The following is a 23,718-nucleotide window of genomic DNA, read 5'->3' on the forward strand; positions in this document are numbered from 1 at the left end:
ATCCATATAACTATTAACAATATCAAATAATGAAACGAATTCTGATATTTAGTATTATCACCTTTTTCCTATATGCGGGGATGCGCGCCCAATCGGTCGACATAGATGAAGTACTGCGCCGCATCGAAGCGAATAACAAAGAGTTGCAGGCCAATGCCCAGCTCATCACTTCGCAGAAATTGGAAAACAAGTCGGAGAATAATCTTCCCGACCCAACCCTTTCTTATTCCCACCTGTGGGGAGCAAAAGACAAGGATGAAACCATCGGCGAACTCGTTGTTTCACAAAGCTTCGATTTCCCTACCCTCTACGCCACGCGTGGACAAGTGAACCGCCTTAAAACCGGTGCACTCGATGCGCAATCCACCGCTTTCCGCCAGCAACTATTGCTTCAAGCCAAGGAGATATGCCTCGACATCCTCATGTTGCAACAACAGCAAAGGTTGCTGGACGAACGTCTGAAACAGGCAGAAGAACTTTCTGCCTATTACAAGAGACGTCTGGAAACAGGAGATGCCAATGTTTTGGAAACCAATAAAATCAATCTGGAATTGCTGAATGTTCGCACAGAAGCACGAACCAACCGCACCACCTTGGAAAACAAATGGCAGGAACTGACTGCATTGAACAGTAACCAACCATTGCAACTCTCCTCTCTCAGCGAATATCCGTTGCATCCACTACCGGCTGATTATGAACAACTGCGTGAAGAGGTTATCGCGTCGGATGCTGCCTTATGGTCACTGAGCAACGAAAGCGCTGCTGCCCGCAAACAAATTTCTGTCAGCAAACAAGGCTGGCTGCCTAAATTAGAATTAGGTTATCGTCGTAACACCGAATCGGGCACCCCGTTCAATGGTGTTGTGGTGGGCTTTTCTTTCCCCATCTTCGAGAATCGAAACAAGGTGAAGATAGCCAAGGCACAATCCATGAATATAGATTTTCAGAAAGAGAATGCGACTTTGCAGGCAGAGTCTTCATTAGCACAGCTTTATCGCGAAGCTCAATCCTTGCAGGCTTCTATGCAGGAATATCAGGAAGCCTTCAGCTCACAACAAGATCTCGCATTACTGAAACAAGCCCTTACAGGTGGACAAATCAGTGTGATAGAATTCTTTGTGGAAGTTTCTGTGATTTATCAAAGCAAACAAAATCTGCTGCAACTGGAAAACCAGTATCAGAAGGTGATGGCACAGATTTATAAGAGTAAGTTGTAAACAAAATAAAAGCGAAAGACCGGAATCTAGTAACTTCCGGTCTTTCATTTCTTTTCCCAAATATTTTGTTATCTATTCTAATCTCTATATCTTTGTTCCCAAAGAATTCAGAAATATACAGAAAACTTATTATACATAATTATTTTAATAAAAATAATTATATACAGTACACCCAAAGGCACTACTTATAATAACAAACCAAATAATTAATACATATGAAAAAGATTTTGTTTTTAATGGCAATACTGCCAATGATACTATTTTCCGCCTGCTCTGACAGCAATGATTTTAGTTTTGACGATATAGATGATAATTCAAAACAGAATAAAGTTTATTACGATGGAACATTTTATGTCCCATACGTTACTAATGATTATGCCTATAAATTTTCCGAAGATGGGACTATGATATGGAAAAATAAAATCCAGTACCCTGCAAACATAATCTCTGAAAGTTATGGTGAAAAAACTGAATTAGAATATAAAAGGAAACCAACTATAGCATTGTTCAGAAAAAACTATGCTCTACACTTTATCTCGAGCACCATAACAACAAGCTATGTCACAAAGTACACATATACCTACATATACACTCCAGATGGAAAACTTGTAAAACAAATAACACACAACGAAAATGCAAATATTTACTCATGGACAAATGATGTAGTTTTAGTTTCCAAAGACTCACGTAAAACATATTGGTTAAGTTCAACAGGCGACGAATCTGAATTTGAGCATAAAGATGACTTAATCTTTTATAATACCTATATTCCAATTAGTGATATTGGCTATGTAACATTTCATTCAACGGATTTTATGATCTGTAACTTTCAGAAAGGCAACAACACAAATGTCTTACATGAATTTATTAGGCAAAAATATGAAAACAACTTCCAAATCGAAATCACTAATGCAAAAGTACAAGAAACAGATGTTATTGTAAATGTAAACGTAATCATGAAAAGTAATGAAAAGTATAATCTTACTCTCAAGATTAGTTCTACTACTTTTGCATGCGAAGAAATAAGTTAGTATTTTTGCTATGAGACATAAAACTTTACTACTGTATAAATAAACTAAATTTCCGGTTGGCATTATTAGCATTGATAGAATCAACGGCAAGTTTGTAAAAGACAGCAATTATTGTTAGTAGCCAACATCTTAGTAATAAAACCTCTATACAGCAATCAAAAGAGTTATTCAAAAAGTAATACAAACAAAATAAGAACAGAAGAGATACAGTTTAAAGTCACTGTATCTCTTCTGTTCTTTATAGTTCTGTAATCTTTCCCATAAAGAGAATCGCTCCCGTACTCTTTTCCTTAATCACGAAAGCAAAAGGACGGTCTACATAGAAAGGTATAAGAGTAGATGGTCCAGCGGAAGTTTCCAACATTCCACCAACAGTAACAGCCGCAGCTTCAGTACCTTCCTCATCTACATTTACATAAGTAAATTGCTGCAAAAGACCAATATATAACTCGGCTGCCGACATTTTAGAGAAATCAGCCTTATAACCATCAAAAGCATCCTTCATCCCCATAGCAACCATATCCTCTATAAGCATCTTGTTATACTCCACTTTAAAGCGGGGAAGTTTAACCTGTAATTGTCTGCCCGATAAAGCCACATTCCACTCTTTCCAGTTTTCATAAGTCAGTTCTGATAAACTCTCATCCAAAGTCTTATCTCCGGCAGGCAATAGGAGCACCATACTGAAAGCTTCGTTACCATACGGCAATTCTGCAATGGAGAATGCTGAGTTTTGGGTATAATTGAATGTTTCTGTCTGGTTCATCATGTTTACTTTCTGCTCAGTACCATCGGAATTGGTAAAGTTTTCCTGACGGGTATCTGACTTTTGGAATTGACTCTTCCAAATACCTTTGAAATAGAGTGCGTTAATCAAATACATACGCGCATCTTCCGGTATTCTCTGTATAACCTCTTTTATACAATTATTCGTTTGCTCAGCGCACCACCGGTTAATCACATCTTTCGCTGTGGAAGATGTAAAATCAAGTTCCTGTACCTTTGCATCATACATCTTCTTATTCACATCCACAAAAGAATCGTAAACCTTAAAACCTTGTTTTACCCAAATAGAATTGGCGATTCCTAATTGAGTGGTATTATCTAAATCCAATAAAGCCGCCGTCAATTTTTGATTATAACTATTCAAATCATCAAGAGAGAAAGAAGCGGCAGGAAATCCCAACACGTTCTGCATTTCGGTAAGCGTATTGCCTAAAGCCCCGTTAGTAATCATAGACAAACAAAGCGAAGCACTCAACGGAGAGACAAATACATTCGGCTCCTTCGTTTCAGTACTGCACACCTGACTGAAGAAGTGGAATGCAAAATCAGTACCTGCTTCCATCAGGCTTTGTTCCGCACGGGTGAGATTGATGTCTTTACGTGGTTTAGGTTCCGGTTGAGAGGGAGTCTCATCATTCTGACAAGCTGCAAGGATACTGAGTAGGCTTAAGGCAGCAATAGTTTTCTTTAGCATAAGCATATAGTATTAGTTTCTATTAAGTTACTCTGTTAGAATAAATGCATAAATTAATAAAATACTGCACCACATCACAAATAAAACATAAATCTTTCCTATCTTTGCCCCCGGTTTTGTTGGAGGATGCCTTTCGGTATACTCCATGAAAAGGGAATTGGGTGTGACTCCCAAACAGTCCCGCTGCTGTGAACTCCTATTGCAGGATTTGCCAATCACCTGTGCCACTGCCAATATTCGTATGGTGGGAAGGCGGCAAATCCGGAGTAAGTCAGAAGACCTGCAAAGCCTATCATTTCTTATGCCTTCGAGGAAAGGGTATGAGATGTACATGGATTATACCCTTATTTATGAATATACAGAGCATTAAAAGCAATAGAATTGTAATAGATAAGCATGCCTATATACTACGGTTATGTTTATTCTTCTATTTATTCTTGCCTCCTCTTCATCTACATGCCCAACAAAAAGGAGATACCATTACCAATAAAACGCATGCAATTCCCGGAGTAACCATAAAAGCCAGACGAACCCCGCAAAAAGTATCCGCAGCAACTCCCACACAAATTATCACTAAAGATAATATTGAGCATCTCGGACTGCAAAACATGGCGGATGCAGTGCGCCATTTTACAGGTGCCAATGTGAAAGATTATGGTGGAGTAGGCGGTCTCAAGACAGTTTCTATACGAAATCTGGGTGCAGCACATACAGCTATCAGCTATGATGGAATAGCTGTCAGCAATTGCCAGGCCGGACAAATAGACATAGGCAGGTTCTCACTCGATAATGTTGCTTTGCTCTCCTTAGCCATCGGACAAGGAGACAATCTGCTACAACCCGCCCGCCTTTACGCCTCTGCCGGTGTGCTCAACATAGAAACGGAAATTCCCCTATTCACAGGAAAATATTCTTTTCAAGGCCGCATAAAAGGGGGCTCTTACGGTATGGTAAACCCTTCACTACGCTGGGCGCAACATTTAGGCAAGCAAACCACTCTCACCGTAGACGGCAACTTCCTGAGAGCAGATGGTGTCTATGACTTCACCTTGGAAAATGGGAAATACACAACCAAAGAAAGAAGATACAATTCGGACATAAGCTCCTGGCATGGCGAAGCCAACCTTTTTCATACGTTCAAGGACAGCAGTGAATTAAGCATAAAGACCTACTATTTCGACTCGGAACGTGGGCTGCCCGGTGTTGTCCTTCTCTATAATCCGAATTCTTATGAGCGTTTATGGGATAATAATTTCTTCACCCAAGTGAAATATAAAAAGCAATTCTCCCCCCGATGGGTTTTACAAGCCCAGGGAAAATACAATTATTCCAAGAATAAGTACCAGGATGAAGGGGCACAATATGAAGGAGGAATTACGACCGAGCATTACAGGCAGAACGAATATTATTTGTCCGCCACCATTGTCTACTCACCCACTAAAGAATTTTCGTTGGCCCTGGCGCAAGACGGAGCTATCAATACCTTATGGAATAATCTCCAGTTCTGCCCATACCCTACACGCTACACTTCACTCACAGCATTTAGTGCAAAGTATCAGACCGGACAGCTCACAGCCATGGCGTCTCTGGTGGGTACCTACCTCACGGAGCATGTAGAAAGTGGAGAACGGCCTGAAGATATGAGCAAACTCTCCCCCAGCGCATCCATCAGTTTCCGCCCTTGGAAAGACCAGTTATTCTACATACGCGCCATGTACAAAAGTACTTTCCGGACTCCGACCTTCAATGATTTATATTATTATCGTTTAGGCAATCGCAGTCTCCGCCCCGAAAAAGCACAGGAATACAACATAGGCATTACGTGGAGCGGTTCTCCTTGTTCATGGATAAATAACATGTCCGTAACATTGGACGGGTATTACAATCACGTAAAAGATAAAATTGTAGCATTCCCGTCAACTTACGTATGGAGAATGGCAAACTATGGGAAAGCACGCATATCGGGAGTTGATTTTACTTTCTCGACGTTCATTCCTATTATCCCTCAAATAGACCTACGCATTGCAGGAGGATATACATGGCAAAAAGCCATCGATATCACCGACAGTTCAACCAGCAACTACAAAGACCAATTGCCCTATACACCGGAACATAGTGGAAACGGCAATGTCATTGTCGAGACTCCGTGGATAAATGTCGGATATTCTGTTGTCGGAGTAGGTAAACGATATTATCTGTCACAAAATATTCCGGACTACAAGATAGATGGGTACACGGACCATACCCTCTCCGTTTCGCACACTTTCAAATTTAGCAAATATACACTTACGCTGCAGGCGGAAGTTATCAACCTGTTGAACAAGCAATACGAAGTTATAAAATATTATCCCATGCCGGGACGGAACTGGCAGGTTAGCGGTACAATACAATTTTAACCCTATAAAAAACAATGTAAAATGAAAATCAGAAGTTTATTATTCAGTTTAATGTGCCTGCTGGCACTGAACATTTCCATTACATCATGTAGTGATGATGATGACGATTATGGTCGGAATGACTCCGGAAGCAGCATAGAATTGCCCCAGAAGCGTGCCTATATATTAAATGAAGGCTCTCAGGGAGCCAACAATGCAAGTATCAGTTTCTATTGCCCGGATCAGGCAAACTTTTTCGTCAAGGATATATTCTATACACAAAACGGAGCCAAATTAGGTGATACCGGTCAGGATATGATTGAATATCGTAATAGTATTTATGTTGCAGTCAATGGTTCAAGCTATATGACACGCTTAAATACAGCCGGAGTGGAACAAGCCCGCCATGCTTTCACCGTAAATGGAGCGACACCCCGCTACATGGCAGCCGACGACGGCTATGTTTATGTAACCCTGTATGGTGGCAAAGTAGTGAAGCTGGATGCGCAAACGCTGGAAGAGAAAGCATCCCTGAGCCTTGGAAATAACCTGGAAGGTATCGTAGAATGTAACGACAAGTTATATGTGGCAAACTCCTACAAAAAGGAAGATGCCCAATTTGTATACTTATCAGATGTATTTGTCATCGACACCAAAACATTTACATTGGAAAAGACATTAACCGTAACGGTAAATCCGAACAAACTGACGGAGGCTAATGATAAAGTCTTTCTGATATCTTACGGGGATTATGGCCCCATAGGTTATACAGCCCAGATGATAGACCCGAAAGACAACAACAAAATAACGGTAATCGGTACAGCCACTGATATGGTTGCTGATGATGAAAGAGGAATGGTCTACTTTGTTAATTCGGAGACAGATTATAGTAACTGGCCTGAAACCAGTACTATAAATACCTTCTACAGCTATAATGCAAATACCCTGGAGAAAAAAGATGCCAGTTTCCTGAAAAATGCCCCGGAAGAACTTGCTTCCAGTAGTGTCTACTCCATGAGTGTGAACGAAGCTAACGGAGACATTTATATAGCCACTACTTTGTACTCTGCCGGAAACGGAAAAATCTACAGATTTGACCAAAACGGAAACTTTATCAGCCAATTTGACTGCGGAGGACAGAACCCCAAGAAAATCATCTTCTTTAATTAATATCTGAAATGTATTTGCACAAAGGATTACAATTTATTTCAATAGCAATCATAGTGTTACTTCTCTCCGCCTGCGGCGGGAGAAGTAACACTTCTTCCAGGTCCATACAAGGTGACACCATCACCTTACGGTATGTAGAAAACCTTTCTATTGTTGATTACGGAGATTATACCCTTGCACAACTACGTAATCCCTGGGATACAACCAAAGTATTGCATACCTATATTTTAGTAGATAAAAATCAGGAACTCCCCGAAGCACTGCCCGCAGGAACCATCGTCCGCACCCCGTTAAGCAAAGCTGTCATCTACTCCTCCGTGCATTGCAGCCTGTTAAAGAAACTTGGTGCACTGGAGAGCATTGGTGGTGTATGCGACCTGAAATATATCAAAATGCCGGAAATTGAAGAAGGATGCCGGAACGGTTCAATAGCCGACGTAGGCGACGGTATGAATCCTAACATTGAAAAAATCATAGATATCCATCCGGATGCGATACTCCTCTCCCCTTTTGAAAATAGTGGCGGCTACGGGCGCGTAGAAAAGCTGAATGTCCCCATCATAGAATGTGCCGAATATATGGAAACCTCCGCATTGGGACGTGCCGAATGGATGCACTTCTACGGTTTGTTGTTCGGAAAAAAACAGGTGGCAGATAGTCTGTTTACATCAGTGGAACAGAATTATAATGAGCTGAAGAGCTTAGTTGCACCCATTTCTTTTGCCCCCTCGGTGATGTGTGATTTAAAAACGAGTTCTACTTGGTATACTCCGGGCGGCAACAGTACCATCGCCAAACTATATACCGATGCGGGTGCCAGTTATATTTTCCGGGAAGATGCACACAGCGGTTCCCTCCCCTATCCTTTTGAAGTTATCTTTGAGAAAGGGCAACAGGCAGACTTCTGGCTGATACGCTACAACCAGCCCACAAATAAAACCTATAGTGAACTGGAAAAAGAGTTTGCCCCTTACGCCGGTTTCCGCGCCTTCAAAGAACGGAATATCTACGGCTGCAACACCAACCGGGTACCTTTCTACGAGGAAACACCTTTCCAGCCGGACTGGTTATTGAAAGATTTAATAAAAATCTTCCATCCTTCGATGTTAGAAGGATATGAATTGAAATATTATAGTAAATTAGCGGAATAAAATTTAATGGTTTGAAAGGCAAAGGATATATATATGGTATAGTATTGTCGGTCCTCATTCTTTTATTGATGACCGCTAATCTCTGGTTTGGTTCAATCAGCATTCCTGCCGGAGCGGTATGGAATATCCTATCGGGGAATGAGGCAGAGAAAGCCAGTTGGAGTTTTATTATCTGGGAGTCACGCCTACCGCAAGCCGTCACGGCTCTGCTATGTGGTGCGGCACTGGCTGCTTCGGGACTGATGCTACAAACAGCTTTCAATAATCCGCTGGCAGGACCATCTATTCTGGGAATAAACTCAGGAGCAAGTCTTGGCGTGGCATTGGTGATGCTGGCAGGCGGAGGAAGCATTGCAACAGGTATATTCACCTTGTCCGGTTTCTTCTCGGTGATACTTGGAGCTTTCGTTGGGTCGATGGTAGTAATGGGACTTATCCTTTTCTTTTCCACACTGATTAAAAGCAATATCATGCTGTTGATTACAGGTATCATGATTGGCTATATCACCTCTTCCGCCATATCATTGCTCAATTTCTTTGCAACAGCCGAAGGAGTACATTCTTATATGATTTGGGGTATGGGCAATTTCGGCGGTGTATCGTTACAACAATTGCCTTATTTCTCCGCGTTCTGTCTGGCAGGATTATTACTTTCCATCCTGCTTATCAAGCCACTAAATGCCATGTTGCTGGGTACACGTTATGCCGAAAACTTAGGTGTAAACATCCGCCGCACCCGCAACCTGTTGTTGATAGCCACCGGATTGCTAACCGCCGTCACCACTGCTTTCTGCGGACCTGTTGCTTTCATCGGTCTGGCCGTTCCGCATATCTCTCGCCTAATGTTGGGTACGTCCAACCACAACTCACTACTCCCTGTCACTTTGCTGACGGGTGCAGCCATTGCCCTGCTTTGCAATCTTATTTGCATTTTACCGGGTGAAGCGGGTATCATTCCACTAAATGCGGTAACTCCTGTGCTGGGAGCACCTGTTATCATTTATGTAATCGTAAACCAACGTAAAATACAATATTTCAACTGATGGAGAAAGCTGTTATCATTGCAAGCGATTTATGTATCGGCTATCGTTCGGGAAAACAAGAGAAACGGATACATGAACATCTCTCTTTCCGACTCTATCCCGGAGAACTGACTTGTCTGCTGGGAGCCAACGGAACAGGTAAGTCTACCCTACTCCGCACTTTAGCCGCCTCACAACCAGCTCTCTCTGGTGAATTACTTGTACAAGAAAAGCCGTTATCTGCCTATTCCGAGAAAGAACGTTCACGTACCATTGGCGTAGTACTGACGGATAAAACACAAGCAGGTGGATTGACTGTATATGAATTGGTAGCCTTGGGACGACAACCTCACACGGGTTTCTTCGGCAGGTTGAATAAATCAGACCATGCCATTATTGAAGAAGCATTGGAAGCTGTAGGTATCAGTCATAAAGCCCAAAGCTATACCGCAGAATTATCGGATGGCGAACGGCAAAAAGTAATGATTGCCAAAGCATTGGTGCAGGAATGCCCGCTTATCCTACTGGATGAGCCTACCGCCTTCCTGGATGTAGTGAGCCGCATTGAGATTATGACTTTACTTCACCGTCTGGCTGTAGAACAGAATAAAGCGATTTTACTTTCCACCCATGATATAGAACAGGCATTAGTGTTGGCAGACAAACTATGGCTGCTCTCCAAAGAAAACGGACTGCAATGTGGAGTCACGGAAGATATGATTCTGAGTCACCGGATGGATAGCTTATTTTCCCGCAATGATATCCGGTTTGATTATGCCCATGGGGTGTATTATCCGAAAGTGGATAGCCATCGCAATATCATCGTAGAAGCGAACGATGAAGTCTTATTGCATTGGACAACAAATGCACTGAACCGTCATGGATATGCTTGTTGCTCCGCTTCTACGGCAGGAACAACTGATTTGCCACGCATACAGGTGCTATCTGCTGAAGATTTCAGGCTATACAAGGGAAAAGAATACAAATTCCATTCTTTCGAGCAACTACTTGCCAATGTATGATAAAGGCAATGATAGTTGCATCTAAATTCACTTATTTCATCCCACAATTCATCGTTGATTATCGAAGAAACACCAAATATCAACTCTGATTACATAAGATTAATATCTCTTCCGGCAAGTATCCGCTCCGTATCCTCCACTCTTGCGGATAAAGATTATTAGCACGGTTACCTATATTCTTCACGAAACCCAAAGGAATATTCATATAAGTCAGCAGTACATAACCGCGTGGAGCACCACCGGAAAGCACAATCGCTTCTTTGCGTAAATAAGCAATAGCCTGCTCATATGATACTTCTTCACGGAAGAAAATATCATCATGCAATACATGACTCATGGCAAAAGCATGATTGGGTATCAAGTCCTTTCCCTTTACTTCGGCAAGGGCAATGCCCGCCTGAATGACACGAAGAGATTGCTGCAAAGCTGACAGTTCCGGCAAATATTCTTTAGGGAAAGCCGTTATGTTCGTTCCGTTTACTGAAAGCTCATAGCCATCCGGAGAAAAGAGCCATCCCCGGGCAACGGCCAGTTGCTCCTTGGATATACTGGCAGCAACCTTTCTCTTGCCTTGGGCTGAAACTGATTTATACTGGGTTTGCGGGGCGTTTTCCTCTGGTTTCCGAAGCACAGCAAGGAAAAAGCCTTCACCTTTCGTCCGGTGAGGAAGAAAACGATAGACAGGAAAATCTTCTCCGGCAAGCAGGTTCCCGGTGATATTCCAATCGTCAGACACATTCACCGGAAGTATCTCCGCACCGAATTCATCATGTATCCAGCGAATATTTTCTTCATCCTCCTTCGTATTATACGTACAAGTACTATAAATTAATAGTCCGCCCGGTTTCAGACTGGGCCAGATATCGGAAATGATACGTCTTTGCCGTTGCCAGCAAATGTCCACATTCTCCGGACTCCATTCGCTTATTGCAACGGGATCTTTACGGAACATGCCCTCACCCGAACAGGGAACATCAGTCAATATCACATCGAAAAAGTCCTCCAAATCGGAGAAGTCTGCCGGGTCATTGTTGGTTACCACTACACCGGGATGCCCCCACTTAGCCAGATTCTCCGCCAAAATCTGAGAACGGTTACGGATTACTTCGTTGGCTACCAACAGGCTGCCTTCAGGCAATACACTGCAGGCATGAGTAGATTTTCCACCGGGTGCGGCACAAAGGTCAAGCATCACCGCGGGTGCCTCACTCACATATTGCTTCAATGCCTGCTCCACAAACATGGACGATGCCTCCTGCACATAGTAGCAACCTGCGTGAAACAAAGGGTCGAAAGTAAATGTCAAGCGACGATCGAGATAAAAGCCTGTAGAAGACCAAAGTACAGGTCCGGCATAGCCATGAAAAAGACCGAATGAAGCATCGGGCAACTTTGCTTCATTCAGTCGGATACTTACGGGCTGTTCCTCATTCAGGGCGTCAGCCAGTTTGTTATATTCTTCATTTCCCAGAAGGGAACGGGTACGGTCTGCAAAAGATACGGGTAATTCCATGTGCCAAGTCGTTTTATGCCCGCAAAGGTAATGCAAATCGAATGCATAACTTTCATGCTTGCATAAAAAAGTTCTGCTGAGACGCTAAAAGCTAAGCTTCACCCCTGCAAAGTAGGAACGGGGAGCACCGGGACCATAAATGTAACCGGAATCCCGGCTTGCTCCTTTGTCGAAATCATTCTGGTAAGAGTTGAAAATATTCTGTACTCCCACATTGATTTGCAGGCAGATGCCGGAGAAATCAACATCATAAGCCAGCTTGGCACCCAGTTCAAAGAAGTCCGGACTCTTCACCAGCAAGTCGGCCGTGCCATTCACTTCGGACATCAGGTGAGGCACATACATCCGGCCCGTATAATTGCCGTTCAGGGCTATTGTAAGAGGCTTTGTTGGCGTATACGTAGCCGTGAAATAACCATAGAAATCCGGCGTGCGCAGTATCTTGTCGCTATGGCGTTCTGCATCCGACAAATGTTCCTTGTCCGCACTCCACTCCTCTGGAGTGTCGTACAGGCTACGTTGCACAGTCAGACCAGCCTGCAACTGGATTTTATTACGCCAGGCTATCTTTCCTTCCAACGTGCCACCATATACTTTGGCACCGGAACCGTTGATGCGCGTTTGTATCAGATAGCCGGAGCCATTGGGGTCTTCCACCGGAGCTGTCAGGACAAAAGGGTCGGACAATTTAGTGAAGAAGCCTTCTACCAGCAGGTTCGCCTGAAAATCACCGAAGTAATGGTACCAGTCCACTGAGGCGTTCACGCTGCGCGAGCGTTCTTCTTTCAGTTTTGGGGAACGGACAATAGAAATCAGTTCACCACCTACGTTACTGATATGCAAGTCTTCGTCGAACGCCTGCGGGGCCCGGAATCCTTCGGCATAGCTGAAACGGATGTTCACATCCTGCGTAGGATTGTAACGAACGTTGGCACGCGGACTGAAAATAGCTTTATCCATGATACTGTTCTTATCCACACGTCCGCCGATAAGGAAACTCCATTGCTCGTTCTTCCATTCATTTTGAAGATAAACGCTCGATATATTCACAATCTGTTTTAGCGGGTCGGGGGTGTATTTTTCAATCAGTTGTTGCAGGCGCTCGCCCGTTGCAGCAGGGTCTTCGGCCAAGGCTTTATCACGATACTTCTGGACATCCGTTCCTCTGTCATACAGGTCGTCATGGTTAAACTCCAGCCCTCCCGTCAGGTCGGAAGGCATGAACAGGAGTTTATCGAAATGATAAATATATTGTGCGCCTAGCACACCGGTAAAGTCCGTTGTGGTACCATAAGCACTGTAATAGCTATCACGCTCGATGTGTTGCGCGGAAGCATATACATTAAATGTGTGCTTCTGGTCTTTGGAGAAAGCACTGAATTTGAGTCCGCCCGTATTGATAGAATGCCTGATTTGTTCCACCAGTCCGGGTTCTCCCGAACCGTTGAGGTCGGCATCTTCGGCAATGTGGGGTGGCAGGTCGAAACGGTTACCACCACGACGTAACTCTTCCATATGATGATATTCCAAGCTCAGTTTGGAGTAAGGACTTGTACGGTAGTAGGCATTGACACCTACTGTCTGGTTCTTCAGTTTAGGCAGTTCGGAGAAACCGTCGCCATTGGAGTCCCATGCAGAGCGATGCCGGTTTTGACCGTAGACGTAAGCCCCCATCTTGTTGTCCGAAGAAACAAGAGAAAGATTCAACGTAGTGTTGTTGTCGAAAGCGCCGGAGCCGTCGAAGTTGGAAATGCTATGGGCAAACGAACCGGAATTACGGATAGGTTCTTTCGTGATGATATTCACTGTCCCGGCGATGGCGGAAGAGCCAAACAGGGCGGAACCACCTCCACGCACTACTTCCACGCGTTCTATCATGTTTGCCGGAATCTGTTCCAGTCCGTAAACACCTGCCAGAGCGGAGAAGATGGGGCGCGAGTCTATCAATATCTGCGTATATTTTCCGTCCATACCATTGATGCGTACTTGCGAATAACCACAATTCTGGCAGTCGTTTTCCACACGTACACCCGGCTGGAATACCAGTCCTTGCGACAGTGTATGTGAATTGGTCATATCAAACAGCTTGGGAGTAACCACTTTGACGAGTGTAGGCGCCAGGCGGCGGGCTGTTTCATTACGGTTGGCAGTGACCACCACACCGTCCAAGGCAACCATGTCTTCTTCCAACTCGAAGTTTTCTTCTAATGTTTTGCCCCGTTTCAGCATTACTTTACGCTCTTGCGACTTATACCCTACGGCACTGACGTACAGCGTAAACTCTCCTTCGGGAAGATTTTTCAGAAAGTAATGGCCGGAATTGTCGGTCATGGTGCCGATAGTAGTTCCCTTCAGGGCTACCGTCATATAAGGAAGGTGTTCACCTGTATTTTTTTCTATCACGTGGCCGATGATATTGGCATCGGTACCTCTTAAATCTTCTGCATAAGTGTTCCGGGAGAGCAATGCGCACACTACCCCCACCACGAAAATGATATATTTTTTCATGTAGTTCTTTTTATATTAATGAGTTAGGGAAATGATAATAGAGCAACTCGCAGCTCGTGCTCGTCACTAATCGATTAAGCTACAGGTGGAGCCCGAAGACTGATGCCGCAACGCCCCTTTACATACTTGATGCGTTCCACACCCGGAACAGCCAGTACGCACAATAAAATGAGGAAAGCCGGTGCGGCAAAAAGAACAGTAGGAAGAGATGAAGTAACAAAAGACGAAAGGAAGAAAATCGTTTCTACCTGCGCTTCCGTATGTTGATGTTCACCTTTGAAGGGATGGGAGTGCACGATAATCACCCCATTTACTACATGCGAGTGAGTAAACAGCGTAATCCCCCCTAAATATGCAATGAACAGCAAAGGAAGAAACCATTTCAATATGTTCCGTAACTTCTCCAAAAGCGTTTTTAAGATATGTTGGCGAAAATAGTACTAATTACAATAACAACCAACCGCATTTAGTTGTTTTAACCGGTTTTACCCCCAAAATACCTATATCTTATTAGTACAAGAAGCCCGATGTTACATAATGATTAAGAATTTGTTTTCATTTAATATTCTGGAGCTATAAATGATAATTTATCGCGCTTCGCGCGATAAGTGACGAGCTACAAGCTACGAGTGACAAGTGCCTTTCGGTGTGATAGCCGGGCGAATAATTATTCACCCACGAGTACAGCGCAGCAACTCGTTACTGGTAGCTCGTAGCTCGTAACTTAATTTAGCGCTCCGCGCTAAATTATTATTTATTATTTTAAAACATTTTCTAAGTGAATCCCGCAAATGGAAAAAGAATCTGCCTACAAACTAATATCTGCTCGCCTAACAACTAATCTCCGCACCGCATCCAACTAATAACTCGTTGCCTAATCATTTTTCTTACAATAACTGTTGTAATATACTATTATAACTAATGTAAGAAGCTTCTATAACTGTTGTAAGAAACTTATATATCTATGGTAAGAACATTCATTAGTATCCAAGATATTAGTTGGTAGCACACAAGATATTAGTTTCTTGCAACTCCGCCAATAGTTTGTTTCAACGAAAATACCAGCCTCCTTTAAGCAACGAATATCTCCCCCCGTAAGCTGAATATTCCAATAAATAATGCCGCATATTATCGATTTTCTAAAAAAAATATCGTCTCTTTGCAACTTTCTAACTAACATCATACGTCTAACACATAAAGAAACAATAAAAAGTAAAACATTATATGATTATGAAACGGATTATTTTAGCACTCATCGCCGCCATGACACTTTGCTCATTGGTACAGGCAAAGAACAGAACAGTTACAGAAAACGACAGTCTGGGGAACAAAAAACGCGTGATTGAACTGCGCGATACCACCATTGACGGAAAGACAGTAACCGATACGCTCAGTATCATGACCTACGAAGGCAGCAGCTCAAACAGCGGAAATGACAAAGGATGGAAGCACCACAACAATTCCGGCTGGGACTGGGGCTTAGACTTAGGAGGTAAAACTTCCGAAACCATCATCTCCGTCACCGCCATCGTCTTCATCTTCGGATTGCCCCTGCTCATCGTCTTCACGGTATTCTTCTTCAACTACAAAAACCGGAAAGCTAAATATCGCCTCGCTGAACAGGCACTGGCCAGTGGGCAACAACTGCCCGCAGACTTCTTCAAGAATGCAGAAAAAACAGAAGATATCCGCACCAAAGGCATCAAAAACATCTTCATCGGCGTCGGATTGTTCATCTTCCTCTGGGCCATCACCGGAAACTTCGGAGTGGGCTGCGTCGGACTACTTATCATGTTCACAGGCTTCGGACAATTGGTTATTTACTACACACAAGATTCTAAAAAGAACAACAAAGAGAGATGAGCCAACTCAATGACATATCGCTAGTCGCACAGGTCGTGGTGTTTCGCAACACCAGGGCCTTCGACCAGTTGGTGAAGAAGTACCAGTCGCCCGTGCGACGGTTCTTCCTCAACCTGACTTGCGGCGACAGCGAATTGAGTGACGACCTGGCGCAGGATACGTTTATCAAGGCTTACACCAACCTTGCTTCGTTCAAGAACCTGTCCAACTTTTCTACCTGGCTTTACCGTATTGCATATAATGTATTTTATGATTATCTTCGCAGTCGAAAGGAAACAGCCGAACTCGATAGCCGGGAAGTGGATGCCAACTGGAATACCAGTCAGGACGACGTGGGACAACAGATGGACATTTACCGGGCGCTGGCGACACTGAAAGAAATGGAACGAACCTGCATCACGCTCTTCTACATGGAAGATCAAAGCATCGACAAGATTGCAGGTATCACGGGATGTCCGGCGGGAACAGTCAAAAGCCACCTCGCACGGGCGAAAGATAAAATGGCTATTTACTTAAAACAAAATGGTTATGATGGAAACAACTGATGATAAACTCTTGCAGAAATTCTTCTCTGACAATAGGAAGGAGATAGAAGATAAAGGCTTCAGCCGTCGCGTGATGCACCACCTGCCCGACCGGTATTACCGGATTTCGCAGTTGTGGAGCTTATTCTGTTTTACCCTTGCCGTGGTGCTATTCTTTGTCCTTGATGGCCTGCAACTGGTGCTGGGTACTTTGCGGGAGACTTTCACCAACGCTCTGCAAAGCGGTGCAGCAGAAATCGACCCGAAATCACTGATTATAGTGGCAGTAGTGCTTCTCTACTTCGGATACCGCAAGATTTGCTCTTTGGCATAAAGCGCATCAGGCCTTGCAATAAATCCGTTTGCCCTTGCAATAATTTAGTTAGCCCTTGCCTGCTTTTTGCAGCTCAAGGGCTAATTTTTTTTAACTAATCAAACATTTCTCGCCATTATATTGTATATTTGCCAGCTCTAAATAGAAAACTAACTAAGCGTAAGAAGTTTTGAAAAGAACATTATTTATCATATTATTATCTACATTATTTTTTATAGGGAATATTCACGCGCAAGTCGTCACCAGTGACTCGCTCGTGATGCACTATTTACAACAACAAGGCATCCCTGTCACCGGCAACAATAAAGTGAAACTTCTGATGAGCGGCCGGGAGAAGTTTATTGACCTTTTCGAAGAAATACGCCACGCCAAACATCATATTCATCTGGAGTACTTCAATTTTCGCAATGACTCCATTGCCAATGCTCTATTCGACCTTCTGGCAGAAAAAGTTCAGGAAGGTGTGGAAGTCCGGGCATTGTTCGATGCTTTCGGCAACTGGTCCAATAACAAACCATTAAAAAAACGGCATCTGAAAGCCATCCGTGACCGTGGAATTGAAATAGTGAAATTCGATCCCATTACCTTTCCGTGGATTAATCATGCCATGCATCGCGACCACCGCAAGATTGTAGTGATTGACGGGGAAATAGGGTATACCGGCGGCATGAACATCGCGGATTATTATATCACCGGACTCCCCAAAATAGGCCAATGGCATGACATGCACATGCGCATCGAAGGAGATGCAGTGCGCTATCTGCAAGGCATCTTCCTCACCATGTGGAATGAGGAAACCAAACAACACATAGGCGGCCCTGTCTACTTCCCCGACCTGCCGCAACTACCCGACAGTATAGCCGAGGAAATAGCCATCGTTGACCGCACTCCACGGGAAACTCCACGTGCCATCAGTCATGTTTATGCAGCATCCATTGCAGCAGCACAGCATAGCATACAAATTGTAAACCCTTATTTCGTCCCGACAAAATCTATCCGGAAAGCCATCAAATCGGCTTTGAAGAAAGGAACAGAAGTGGAGATTATGATACCTGCCGTTTCGGATATTCCTTTTACGCCGGAAGCCTCTTTCTACATCGTTCATAAGTTGATGAAGAAGGGTGCCAAAGTCTATCTCTTTAACGGAGGCTTCCATCACTCCAAAATCATGATGGTGGACCGGAACTTTTGTACCGTGGGCACTGCTAATCTGAACAGCCGCAGTTTAAGATACGACTATGAGACGAATGCTTTTATCTTCGACCCGACAATTACACACCAGTTGAACAATATGTTTGAACGGGACAAAAAGAATAGTACTCTGCTCACCCCCGAAGTTTGGAAAAAGCGTTCCGGCTGGAAGAAATTCGTAGGTTGGGTGGGCAATCTGATGACTCCGTTCCTCTAATTTTCAATGGGAAATTATTCTATCTGCCGAAGTTTAGTTACCTTTGGCGAGGCAAAAAAGATTGCCTATTTTGTTGTTTATAATTCGTAACCTGCAATCATGAAACAATATTTAGACTTACTCAACCGGGTACTTGCCGAAGGCATACACAAGGAAGACCGCACCGGAACGGGTACAATCAGCATTTTCGGTCATCAAATGCGCTTCAATATGGATGAGGGTTTTCCTTGCCTCACCACTAAGAAATTACATCTGAAATCCATCATATACGAACTGTTGTGGTTCCTGAATGGTGATACAAATGCCAAATACCTGCAAGATAATGGTGTCCGCATCTGGAACGAGTGGGCTGACGAAAACGGTGAATTGGGACATATATACGGTTATCAATGGCGTTCGTGGCCTGATTATAAAGGTGGCTCCATTGACCAAATCAGTGAAGCGGTAGAAACCATTCTTCATAATCCGGACTCCCGTCGCATCATTGTCAGCGCCTGGAATGTAGGGGATCTCGATAACATGAATCTTCCTCCTTGCCATGCCTTTTTCCAGTTCTATGTTGCAAATGGGCGGTTGAGCCTGCAACTCTATCAACGCAGCGCTGATATTTTCCTCGGCGTACCTTTCAATATTGCGTCTTATGCCCTGCTATTACAGATGATGGCACAGGTCACGGGATTGAAAGCTGGTGATTTCATTCACACCCTCGGTGATGCTCATATTTATCTAAACCATCTGGAACAGGTGAAATTACAACTCACCCGCGAACCGCACCCGTTGCCACAGATGAAAATTAATCCGGATGTAAAGAGTATCTTCGATTTCAAATATGAAGATTTCGAATTGGTGAATTATAATCCACATCCGCACATAGCAGGAAAAGTATCAGTTTAACTGATTTATGAATTATGATTTATTTTCAAGAATCATAATTCATAAACCATAAATCATAAATCCATGGTTAGTATCATCGCTGCCGTAGACCGTAACTTAGGCATCGGCTTTCAAAATAAGCTTTTATTCTGGCTTCCTAATGACTTGAAGCGCTTCAAGGCATTAACTACAGGAAATACTATCATCATGGGAAGAAAAACTTTCGAGTCTCTTCCCAAAGGTGCCCTGCCTAACCGGCGGAACGTGGTACTTTCCTCCAATCCCAAAGCCCAATGTCCCGGTGCAGAGATATTCCCTACCCTCGAAGCAGCTTTACAAAGTTGTCAACCCGAAGAACAGGTATATATTATCGGCGGTGCAAGCGTATACAAACAGGCAATGCAGGTAGCAGACATGCTCTGCCTGACAGAGATTGACGCACAAGCACTTCAGGTAGACGCTTACTTTCCGATTGTAGACTCTGCGGTATGGCACGAAAAAAGCAGGGAATCTCATCCTGTTGATGAGAAACATCCCTGCCCTTATGCATTTGTGGACTATGTTCGCAAGTAATCCTTAATCTTCATCCACTTCCACCATTATCGGCATTTGCCGTTTAATGGCTTCATGGAAAGATATCAAAGTCTCGGTACGCGCCAATCCCAGAGGCTGCAATTTATCATGAATGATACTCAGCAAGTGATGGTTGTTTCGTGCATAGAGCTTGATAAACATATCATATTTTCCTGTTGTAAAATGACATTCCACAACTTCAGGAATAGCCTCAAGCGCCCTCGTCACAGCATCAAAAGATTCAGGGTCTTTCAGGTAAATGCCAATGTAAGCACAAGTTTCGTAACCTATCTTTTCCGGGTCGATGACATATTCCGAACCTTTCAAAATACCTAAATTCGTCAGCTTTTGTATGCGTTGGTGTATGGCTGCGCCGGAAACATTACAGGCTCTTGCCACTTCAAGGAAGGGAATACGGGCATTGTCTGCAATCAATTTCAGAATTTGCTCGTCTAAAGTATCCAATTGATGATGTCCCATTTCTAAATTTATGATTAATAAATAACGATTGTTTTTACCGTATTCTCACACAGTAATGTGCAAAGTTAGCGAAATTTTTCCCAATTAAAATACGATTTATTACTTTTCTTGCTAAAAAATGAATAAACCCGCACAACGCTTTTATTCATTAATCGGAAGAAATTGGAGATGACCGACAAAGATTGTATCTTTGGAAAAAATAAAATTGTTATGAAGAAATATCTTGCACTCGCACTATGCTTACTGATGGTAGCAGCAAGCCGTGCACAAAACTACACAGAGTATTTTGCAGATAAAACACTGCGCATCGATTACATCTTTACGGGAGACGCTTCCCGGCAAAGTGTATGTTTGGATGAATTATCCGTACTCCCTTCATGGGCCGGAAGGCGTCATCACCTATCCGAATTGCCCTTGCAAGGTAATGGACAAATCATTATGAAGGATTTGGAGAGTGGAACAATTATCTATACGACTTCTTTTTCTTCTCTCTTTCAGGAATGGTTGGAAACAGACGAAGCAAAAACGGTTAATAAAGGATTTGAGAATACATTCCTGTTGCCTTACCCGCTACGTCCAGCAGAGATAGAAATCACTCTTTTAAGCCCAAGAAAAGAGATACGCACCCGTCTGAAACACATTGTTCGTCCAGATGATGTACTCATCCATCAAAAAGGAACAACGCACATTACTCCACACAAGTATTTACTGGAAAGTGGTAATACAGACAAATGCATCGATGTCGCTATCCTTGCAGAAGGTTATACCTCCGATGAAATGGATATATTCTATCAGGATGCGGCAATTGCCTGCGAGAGTTTGTTCTCTCACGAACCGTTCAAAAGTATGAAAGGTCGCTTCAATATCGTAGCTGTTGCCAGCCCCTCCGACGACAGTGGTGTAAGTGTCCCCCGGTTAGGGGAATGGAAACACACTGCTTTCAACTCACATTTCAGCACATTTTATTCCGACCGCTACCTGACTACGCGCCGGGTGAAGTCCATACACGATGCCCTAGCCGGAATACCATATGAACATATCATCATTCTTGCCAATACAGAGGAGTATGGTGGTGGCGGTATATACAATGCTTATACCCTGACCACTGCGCACCACCCTATGTTCCGTCCTGTAGTTGTGCATGAATTCGGGCACAGTTTCGGCGGCCTGGCAGACGAATATTTCTACGATAACGATGTTATGACTGATACATATCCCTTAAATGTAGAGCCTTGGGAGCAAAATATAAGTACTCGCGTAGACTTCGCCTCCAAATGGGAAGATATGCTTGGTAAAGACACTCCTATTCCCACCCCTGTCAGTGAACAAACGAAATATCCTGTAGGAGTTTATGAAGGAGGAGGATACTCTTCAAAAGGCATTTTCCGTCCTGCTGATAATTGCCGCATGCGTACCAATGAACACCCTACATTCTGTCCGGTATGCCAGCGTGCACTGCAACGACTCATCGATTTCTATACTAAATAATAAAAAGACTAAACTTTAAAAAACAACATTATGATTAGACTCCAGCGCATCAGCACTGCTGATGAATTCTTGTATGAATACATGGAACAGTTAATAACCACCGCCTTCCCGCCGGAAGAGCACCGTCCGTTAGAGGAACTGCGTTTGTACACTGACAATAAGCCTCATTTCCACAATAATATTATTTTCCACCATGACACTCCTGTAGGTTTCATTACTTATTGGGATTTCGGTAAATTCTATTACGTAGAACACTTTGCCATCGATCCGGCCCAGCGTAATGGCGGACATGGCAAGAATGTCTTAAGCCACTTATGCCAGCTACTCCAGCGTCCCATTGTTCTGGAAGTAGAAACACCCGAAGAAGAAATGGCACAACGACGCATCAACTTCTATAAACGCCAAGGCTTCGTACTTTGGGAGAAACCATATCTTCAACCGCCATATAGACCCGAAGACGATTATCTACCCATGTTACTTATGACTCATGGAGACTTAGAATGTGAGAGGGATTTCGAAAAAGTAAAAGAAGATATATACCGGGAAGTATATAACATAAAAGGATAAATAAAAGGCGCTTGTTTCTCGAACAAGCGCCTTTCATTTATATAGTTTGATCTAACTTCTTACTGACGCGGTTGCGCAGAATAGTTAAGTTTCAATGCATAAGCTTTACGAAGAGCTTCTTTGATATCTGTAACGATACCCATTTTTGTATCTTGGTCAACCTTCAAAGAAACAGTCATCTGCGGCTGATCCTCTTCCTTCATACTGGCACGTTCACCAATAATGTAGTCCTGGATTTCAGCAACTTCAGCATAGCTGTCATTCAATTGGATACGGCTTTCATTACCCAGTTTCTTACGGAACTCGGCTGTAGGTTTTCCTACATAGATAAACGTAACCAAAGATTTCTTTTCCAATTTTTCCAACTCAGTAGCTTGCGGAACCTTAAACTCAACCTTCAGTGTTACCTCACGCATTGTTGTTACAATCATAAAGAAGAACAACAGGGTGAAGATAAGGTCAGGCAGAGAAGAAGTATTCAACGCAGGCATTTCGCGTTTACCAGTCTTATTAAATTTTCCCATTACTTCTTTTCTCCGTACTTTTTAGGTTCTGCCTCAGAAATCTTCTGAGGATATACATCACGAATTGCTTTTTGTTGATCTTCATCCAAAGCGGCATAATTCTTGCCAAACTTTTCCTGAGACAATTCTTCTCTCAACTCATTATAAGCAGCCACCAGTTCATTCTGAACTGTCAAATATGCCTTATAGGAAGATCCACGGTCGCAACGCAAAGAAACTACATGCTTTTCCGTAACCTGCATAGTGCCAAAGAAAGGTATCTCTTTTGCATGCTTTTCCGGTTTGGCTTCATCATTATACGGGTTAGCAATAAATTCTTTTGCCTTATCTCTCAATTGATCTACATTGATGTACTCTCCATTGGCCATGAGTTGGTCATTCATGTTCAAGAAGACAGTCAAAACGTTACGCTCCTTAACCTTATCTGAATCATCCTTTCTATCTTCAGTCTCGGGTGGTGGCGGTAAACGTCTTGCCAAACCACGGTCCGTATCCATAGAAGTCGTAATCAAGAAGAAGATCAACAATAGGAAAGCGATATCCGCTGTAGAACTTGAGTTTATATCAGGAACTTTTCTTTTTCCTTTTGCCATTG

The 23,718-nt window shown here is 43.3% G+C and carries 22 protein-coding genes and 1 riboswitch; of the genes, 15 read left to right on the forward strand and 7 right to left on the reverse strand.

All coding sequences use genetic code 11. The features are described from left to right. The first annotated feature begins 80 nt into the window (after positions 1–80). A complete protein-coding gene (locus QZ135_RS00530; protein WP_294604995.1) occupies positions 81–1,217 on the forward strand; it encodes a TolC family protein in 1,137 nt (378 codons plus the stop codon). Positions 1,218–1,432: 215 nt separating this feature from the next. Continuing rightward, entirely contained in the window at positions 1,433–2,248 is an 816-nt protein-coding gene (locus tag QZ135_RS00535) for a hypothetical protein (protein WP_294604825.1), read from the forward strand. A 238-nt stretch (positions 2,249–2,486) separates the two neighbouring features. Here the strand turns inward: QZ135_RS00535 and QZ135_RS00540 are convergent, their stop codons facing one another. Further along, positions 2,487–3,728: a serpin family protein gene (locus QZ135_RS00540; protein WP_294604827.1), complete on the reverse strand. Its 1,242-nt coding sequence runs from the start codon at positions 3,726–3,728 to the stop codon at positions 2,487–2,489. A 99-nt stretch (positions 3,729–3,827) separates the two neighbouring features. Next, positions 3,828–4,031, forward strand: a riboswitch (cobalamin riboswitch). Positions 4,032–4,078: 47 nt separating this feature from the next. Between QZ135_RS00540 and QZ135_RS00545 the strand changes: the two genes are divergently transcribed. Genes QZ135_RS00545 through QZ135_RS00565 form a run of 5 tightly spaced genes read left to right on the forward strand, consistent with a single transcriptional unit; the run spans position 4,079 to position 10,468 of the window. Beyond that, positions 4,079–6,124 carry a TonB-dependent receptor plug domain-containing protein gene (locus tag QZ135_RS00545; protein WP_294604830.1) on the forward strand — a complete coding sequence of 682 codons (2,046 nt, stop codon included), beginning with the start codon at positions 4,079–4,081 and terminating at the stop codon, positions 6,122–6,124. A 21-nt stretch (positions 6,125–6,145) separates the two neighbouring features. Next, entirely contained in the window at positions 6,146–7,273 is a 1,128-nt protein-coding gene (locus QZ135_RS00550; protein ID WP_294604833.1) for a DUF5074 domain-containing protein, read from the forward strand. A gap of 8 nt (positions 7,274–7,281) precedes the next feature. Then, positions 7,282–8,424: an ABC transporter substrate-binding protein gene (locus QZ135_RS00555; protein ID WP_294604835.1), complete on the forward strand. Its 1,143-nt coding sequence runs from the start codon at positions 7,282–7,284 to the stop codon at positions 8,422–8,424. Between the two features lie 11 nt (positions 8,425–8,435). Continuing rightward, positions 8,436–9,467 (forward strand): iron ABC transporter permease, encoded by a 1,032-nt coding sequence (locus tag QZ135_RS00560; RefSeq protein WP_294604839.1) that lies wholly within the window; start codon positions 8,436–8,438, stop codon positions 9,465–9,467. Next, on the forward strand, positions 9,467–10,468 hold the full coding sequence (locus QZ135_RS00565; protein ID WP_294604841.1) for an ABC transporter ATP-binding protein: 1,002 nt from the start codon (positions 9,467–9,469) through the stop codon (positions 10,466–10,468). The genes QZ135_RS00560 and QZ135_RS00565 overlap by 1 nt, the downstream gene beginning before the upstream one ends. A gap of 79 nt (positions 10,469–10,547) precedes the next feature. On the opposite strand, the gene QZ135_RS00570 is transcribed toward QZ135_RS00565, so the two are convergent. From QZ135_RS00570 to QZ135_RS00580, 3 genes are all read right to left on the reverse strand, one after another. After that, a complete protein-coding gene (locus QZ135_RS00570) occupies positions 10,548–11,981 on the reverse strand; it encodes an rRNA cytosine-C5-methyltransferase (protein ID WP_294604844.1) in 1,434 nt (477 codons plus the stop codon). 84 nt (positions 11,982–12,065) lie between these two features. Then, the gene (locus tag QZ135_RS00575) at positions 12,066–14,489 is read right to left on the reverse strand and encodes a TonB-dependent receptor (protein ID WP_294604847.1); all 2,424 of its coding nucleotides are present in this window, start codon (positions 14,487–14,489) and stop codon (positions 12,066–12,068) included. A 74-nt stretch (positions 14,490–14,563) separates the two neighbouring features. Then, on the reverse strand, positions 14,564–14,896 hold the full coding sequence (locus QZ135_RS00580; RefSeq protein WP_294604849.1) for a hypothetical protein: 333 nt from the start codon (positions 14,894–14,896) through the stop codon (positions 14,564–14,566). A gap of 823 nt (positions 14,897–15,719) precedes the next feature. On the opposite strand from QZ135_RS00580, the gene QZ135_RS00585 reads away from it, so the two are divergent. The 6 genes from QZ135_RS00585 (at position 15,720) to QZ135_RS00610 (ending at position 20,064) form a co-directional block, all read left to right on the forward strand. Further along, positions 15,720–16,352, forward strand: coding sequence for a DUF6249 domain-containing protein (locus QZ135_RS00585; RefSeq protein WP_294604852.1), 633 nt, complete (start codon positions 15,720–15,722; stop codon positions 16,350–16,352). After that, positions 16,349–16,897, forward strand: a complete 549-nt coding sequence (locus QZ135_RS00590; RefSeq protein ID WP_294604855.1) for a sigma-70 family RNA polymerase sigma factor — start codon at positions 16,349–16,351, stop codon at positions 16,895–16,897. The genes QZ135_RS00585 and QZ135_RS00590 overlap by 4 nt, the downstream gene beginning before the upstream one ends. Beyond that, positions 16,881–17,210: a DUF5056 domain-containing protein gene (locus tag QZ135_RS00595; RefSeq protein ID WP_294604858.1), complete on the forward strand. Its 330-nt coding sequence runs from the start codon at positions 16,881–16,883 to the stop codon at positions 17,208–17,210. The genes QZ135_RS00590 and QZ135_RS00595 overlap by 17 nt, the downstream gene beginning before the upstream one ends. A gap of 223 nt (positions 17,211–17,433) precedes the next feature. Beyond that, on the forward strand, positions 17,434–18,618 hold the full coding sequence (gene cls, locus QZ135_RS00600) for a cardiolipin synthase (RefSeq protein ID WP_294604998.1): 1,185 nt from the start codon (positions 17,434–17,436) through the stop codon (positions 18,616–18,618). A gap of 99 nt (positions 18,619–18,717) precedes the next feature. Beyond that, entirely contained in the window at positions 18,718–19,512 is a 795-nt protein-coding gene (locus QZ135_RS00605) for a thymidylate synthase (protein WP_294604861.1), read from the forward strand. Between the two features lie 63 nt (positions 19,513–19,575). Next, positions 19,576–20,064 carry a dihydrofolate reductase gene (locus QZ135_RS00610; protein ID WP_294604864.1) on the forward strand — a complete coding sequence of 163 codons (489 nt, stop codon included), beginning with the start codon at positions 19,576–19,578 and terminating at the stop codon, positions 20,062–20,064. A gap of 3 nt (positions 20,065–20,067) precedes the next feature. Here the strand turns inward: QZ135_RS00610 and QZ135_RS00615 are convergent, their stop codons facing one another. Continuing rightward, entirely contained in the window at positions 20,068–20,544 is a 477-nt protein-coding gene (locus QZ135_RS00615) for an Lrp/AsnC ligand binding domain-containing protein (protein WP_009130727.1), read from the reverse strand. Between the two features lie 210 nt (positions 20,545–20,754). On the opposite strand from QZ135_RS00615, the gene QZ135_RS00620 reads away from it, so the two are divergent. Then, positions 20,755–22,032, forward strand: a complete 1,278-nt coding sequence (locus QZ135_RS00620; RefSeq protein ID WP_294604868.1) for an IgA Peptidase M64 — start codon at positions 20,755–20,757, stop codon at positions 22,030–22,032. 30 nt (positions 22,033–22,062) lie between these two features. Continuing rightward, entirely contained in the window at positions 22,063–22,599 is a 537-nt protein-coding gene (locus tag QZ135_RS00625) for a GNAT family N-acetyltransferase (RefSeq protein ID WP_294604873.1), read from the forward strand. Between the two features lie 59 nt (positions 22,600–22,658). Here QZ135_RS00625 and QZ135_RS00630 read toward each other — a convergent pair whose 3' ends face one another. Next, on the reverse strand, positions 22,659–23,123 hold the full coding sequence (locus QZ135_RS00630) for a biopolymer transporter ExbD (RefSeq protein WP_007210400.1): 465 nt from the start codon (positions 23,121–23,123) through the stop codon (positions 22,659–22,661). Further along, complete coding sequence (locus QZ135_RS00635; RefSeq protein WP_294604876.1) at positions 23,123–23,716, reverse strand: biopolymer transporter ExbD; 594 nt, start codon at positions 23,714–23,716, stop codon at positions 23,123–23,125. The genes QZ135_RS00630 and QZ135_RS00635 overlap by 1 nt, the downstream gene beginning before the upstream one ends. Positions 23,717–23,718 lie beyond the last annotated feature (2 nt).

Source organism: uncultured Bacteroides sp. (genome assembly GCF_905207245.1).
Taxonomy (GTDB): Bacteria; Bacteroidota; Bacteroidia; order Bacteroidales; family Bacteroidaceae; genus Bacteroides.

Excerpts from the sequence above, each read along its gene's own strand:
- QZ135_RS00530 (WP_294604995.1), top strand. The coding sequence starts at position 81 with ATGCGCGCCCAATCGGTCGACATAGATGAAGTACTGCGCCGCATCGAA.
- QZ135_RS00535 (WP_294604825.1), top strand. The coding sequence starts at position 1,433 with ATGAAAAAGATTTTGTTTTTAATGGCAATACTGCCAATGATACTATTT.
- QZ135_RS00540 (WP_294604827.1), bottom strand. The coding sequence starts at position 3,728 with ATGCTAAAGAAAACTATTGCTGCCTTAAGCCTACTCAGTATCCTTGCA.
- QZ135_RS00545 (WP_294604830.1), top strand. The coding sequence starts at position 4,079 with ATGAATATACAGAGCATTAAAAGCAATAGAATTGTAATAGATAAGCAT.
- QZ135_RS00550 (WP_294604833.1), top strand. The coding sequence starts at position 6,146 with ATGAAAATCAGAAGTTTATTATTCAGTTTAATGTGCCTGCTGGCACTG.
- QZ135_RS00555 (WP_294604835.1), top strand. The coding sequence starts at position 7,282 with ATGTATTTGCACAAAGGATTACAATTTATTTCAATAGCAATCATAGTG.
- QZ135_RS00565 (WP_294604841.1), top strand. The coding sequence starts at position 9,467 with ATGGAGAAAGCTGTTATCATTGCAAGCGATTTATGTATCGGCTATCGT.
- QZ135_RS00570 (WP_294604844.1), bottom strand. The coding sequence starts at position 11,981 with ATGGAATTACCCGTATCTTTTGCAGACCGTACCCGTTCCCTTCTGGGA.
- QZ135_RS00575 (WP_294604847.1), bottom strand. The coding sequence starts at position 14,489 with ATGAAAAAATATATCATTTTCGTGGTGGGGGTAGTGTGCGCATTGCTC.
- QZ135_RS00585 (WP_294604852.1), top strand. The coding sequence starts at position 15,720 with ATGAAACGGATTATTTTAGCACTCATCGCCGCCATGACACTTTGCTCA.
- QZ135_RS00590 (WP_294604855.1), top strand. The coding sequence starts at position 16,349 with ATGAGCCAACTCAATGACATATCGCTAGTCGCACAGGTCGTGGTGTTT.
- QZ135_RS00595 (WP_294604858.1), top strand. The coding sequence starts at position 16,881 with ATGATGGAAACAACTGATGATAAACTCTTGCAGAAATTCTTCTCTGAC.
- QZ135_RS00605 (WP_294604861.1), top strand. The coding sequence starts at position 18,718 with ATGAAACAATATTTAGACTTACTCAACCGGGTACTTGCCGAAGGCATA.
- QZ135_RS00610 (WP_294604864.1), top strand. The coding sequence starts at position 19,576 with ATGGTTAGTATCATCGCTGCCGTAGACCGTAACTTAGGCATCGGCTTT.
- QZ135_RS00615 (WP_009130727.1), bottom strand. The coding sequence starts at position 20,544 with ATGGGACATCATCAATTGGATACTTTAGACGAGCAAATTCTGAAATTG.
- QZ135_RS00620 (WP_294604868.1), top strand. The coding sequence starts at position 20,755 with ATGAAGAAATATCTTGCACTCGCACTATGCTTACTGATGGTAGCAGCA.
- QZ135_RS00625 (WP_294604873.1), top strand. The coding sequence starts at position 22,063 with ATGATTAGACTCCAGCGCATCAGCACTGCTGATGAATTCTTGTATGAA.
- QZ135_RS00630 (WP_007210400.1), bottom strand. The coding sequence starts at position 23,123 with ATGGGAAAATTTAATAAGACTGGTAAACGCGAAATGCCTGCGTTGAAT.
- QZ135_RS00635 (WP_294604876.1), bottom strand. The coding sequence starts at position 23,716 with ATGGCAAAAGGAAAAAGAAAAGTTCCTGATATAAACTCAAGTTCTACA.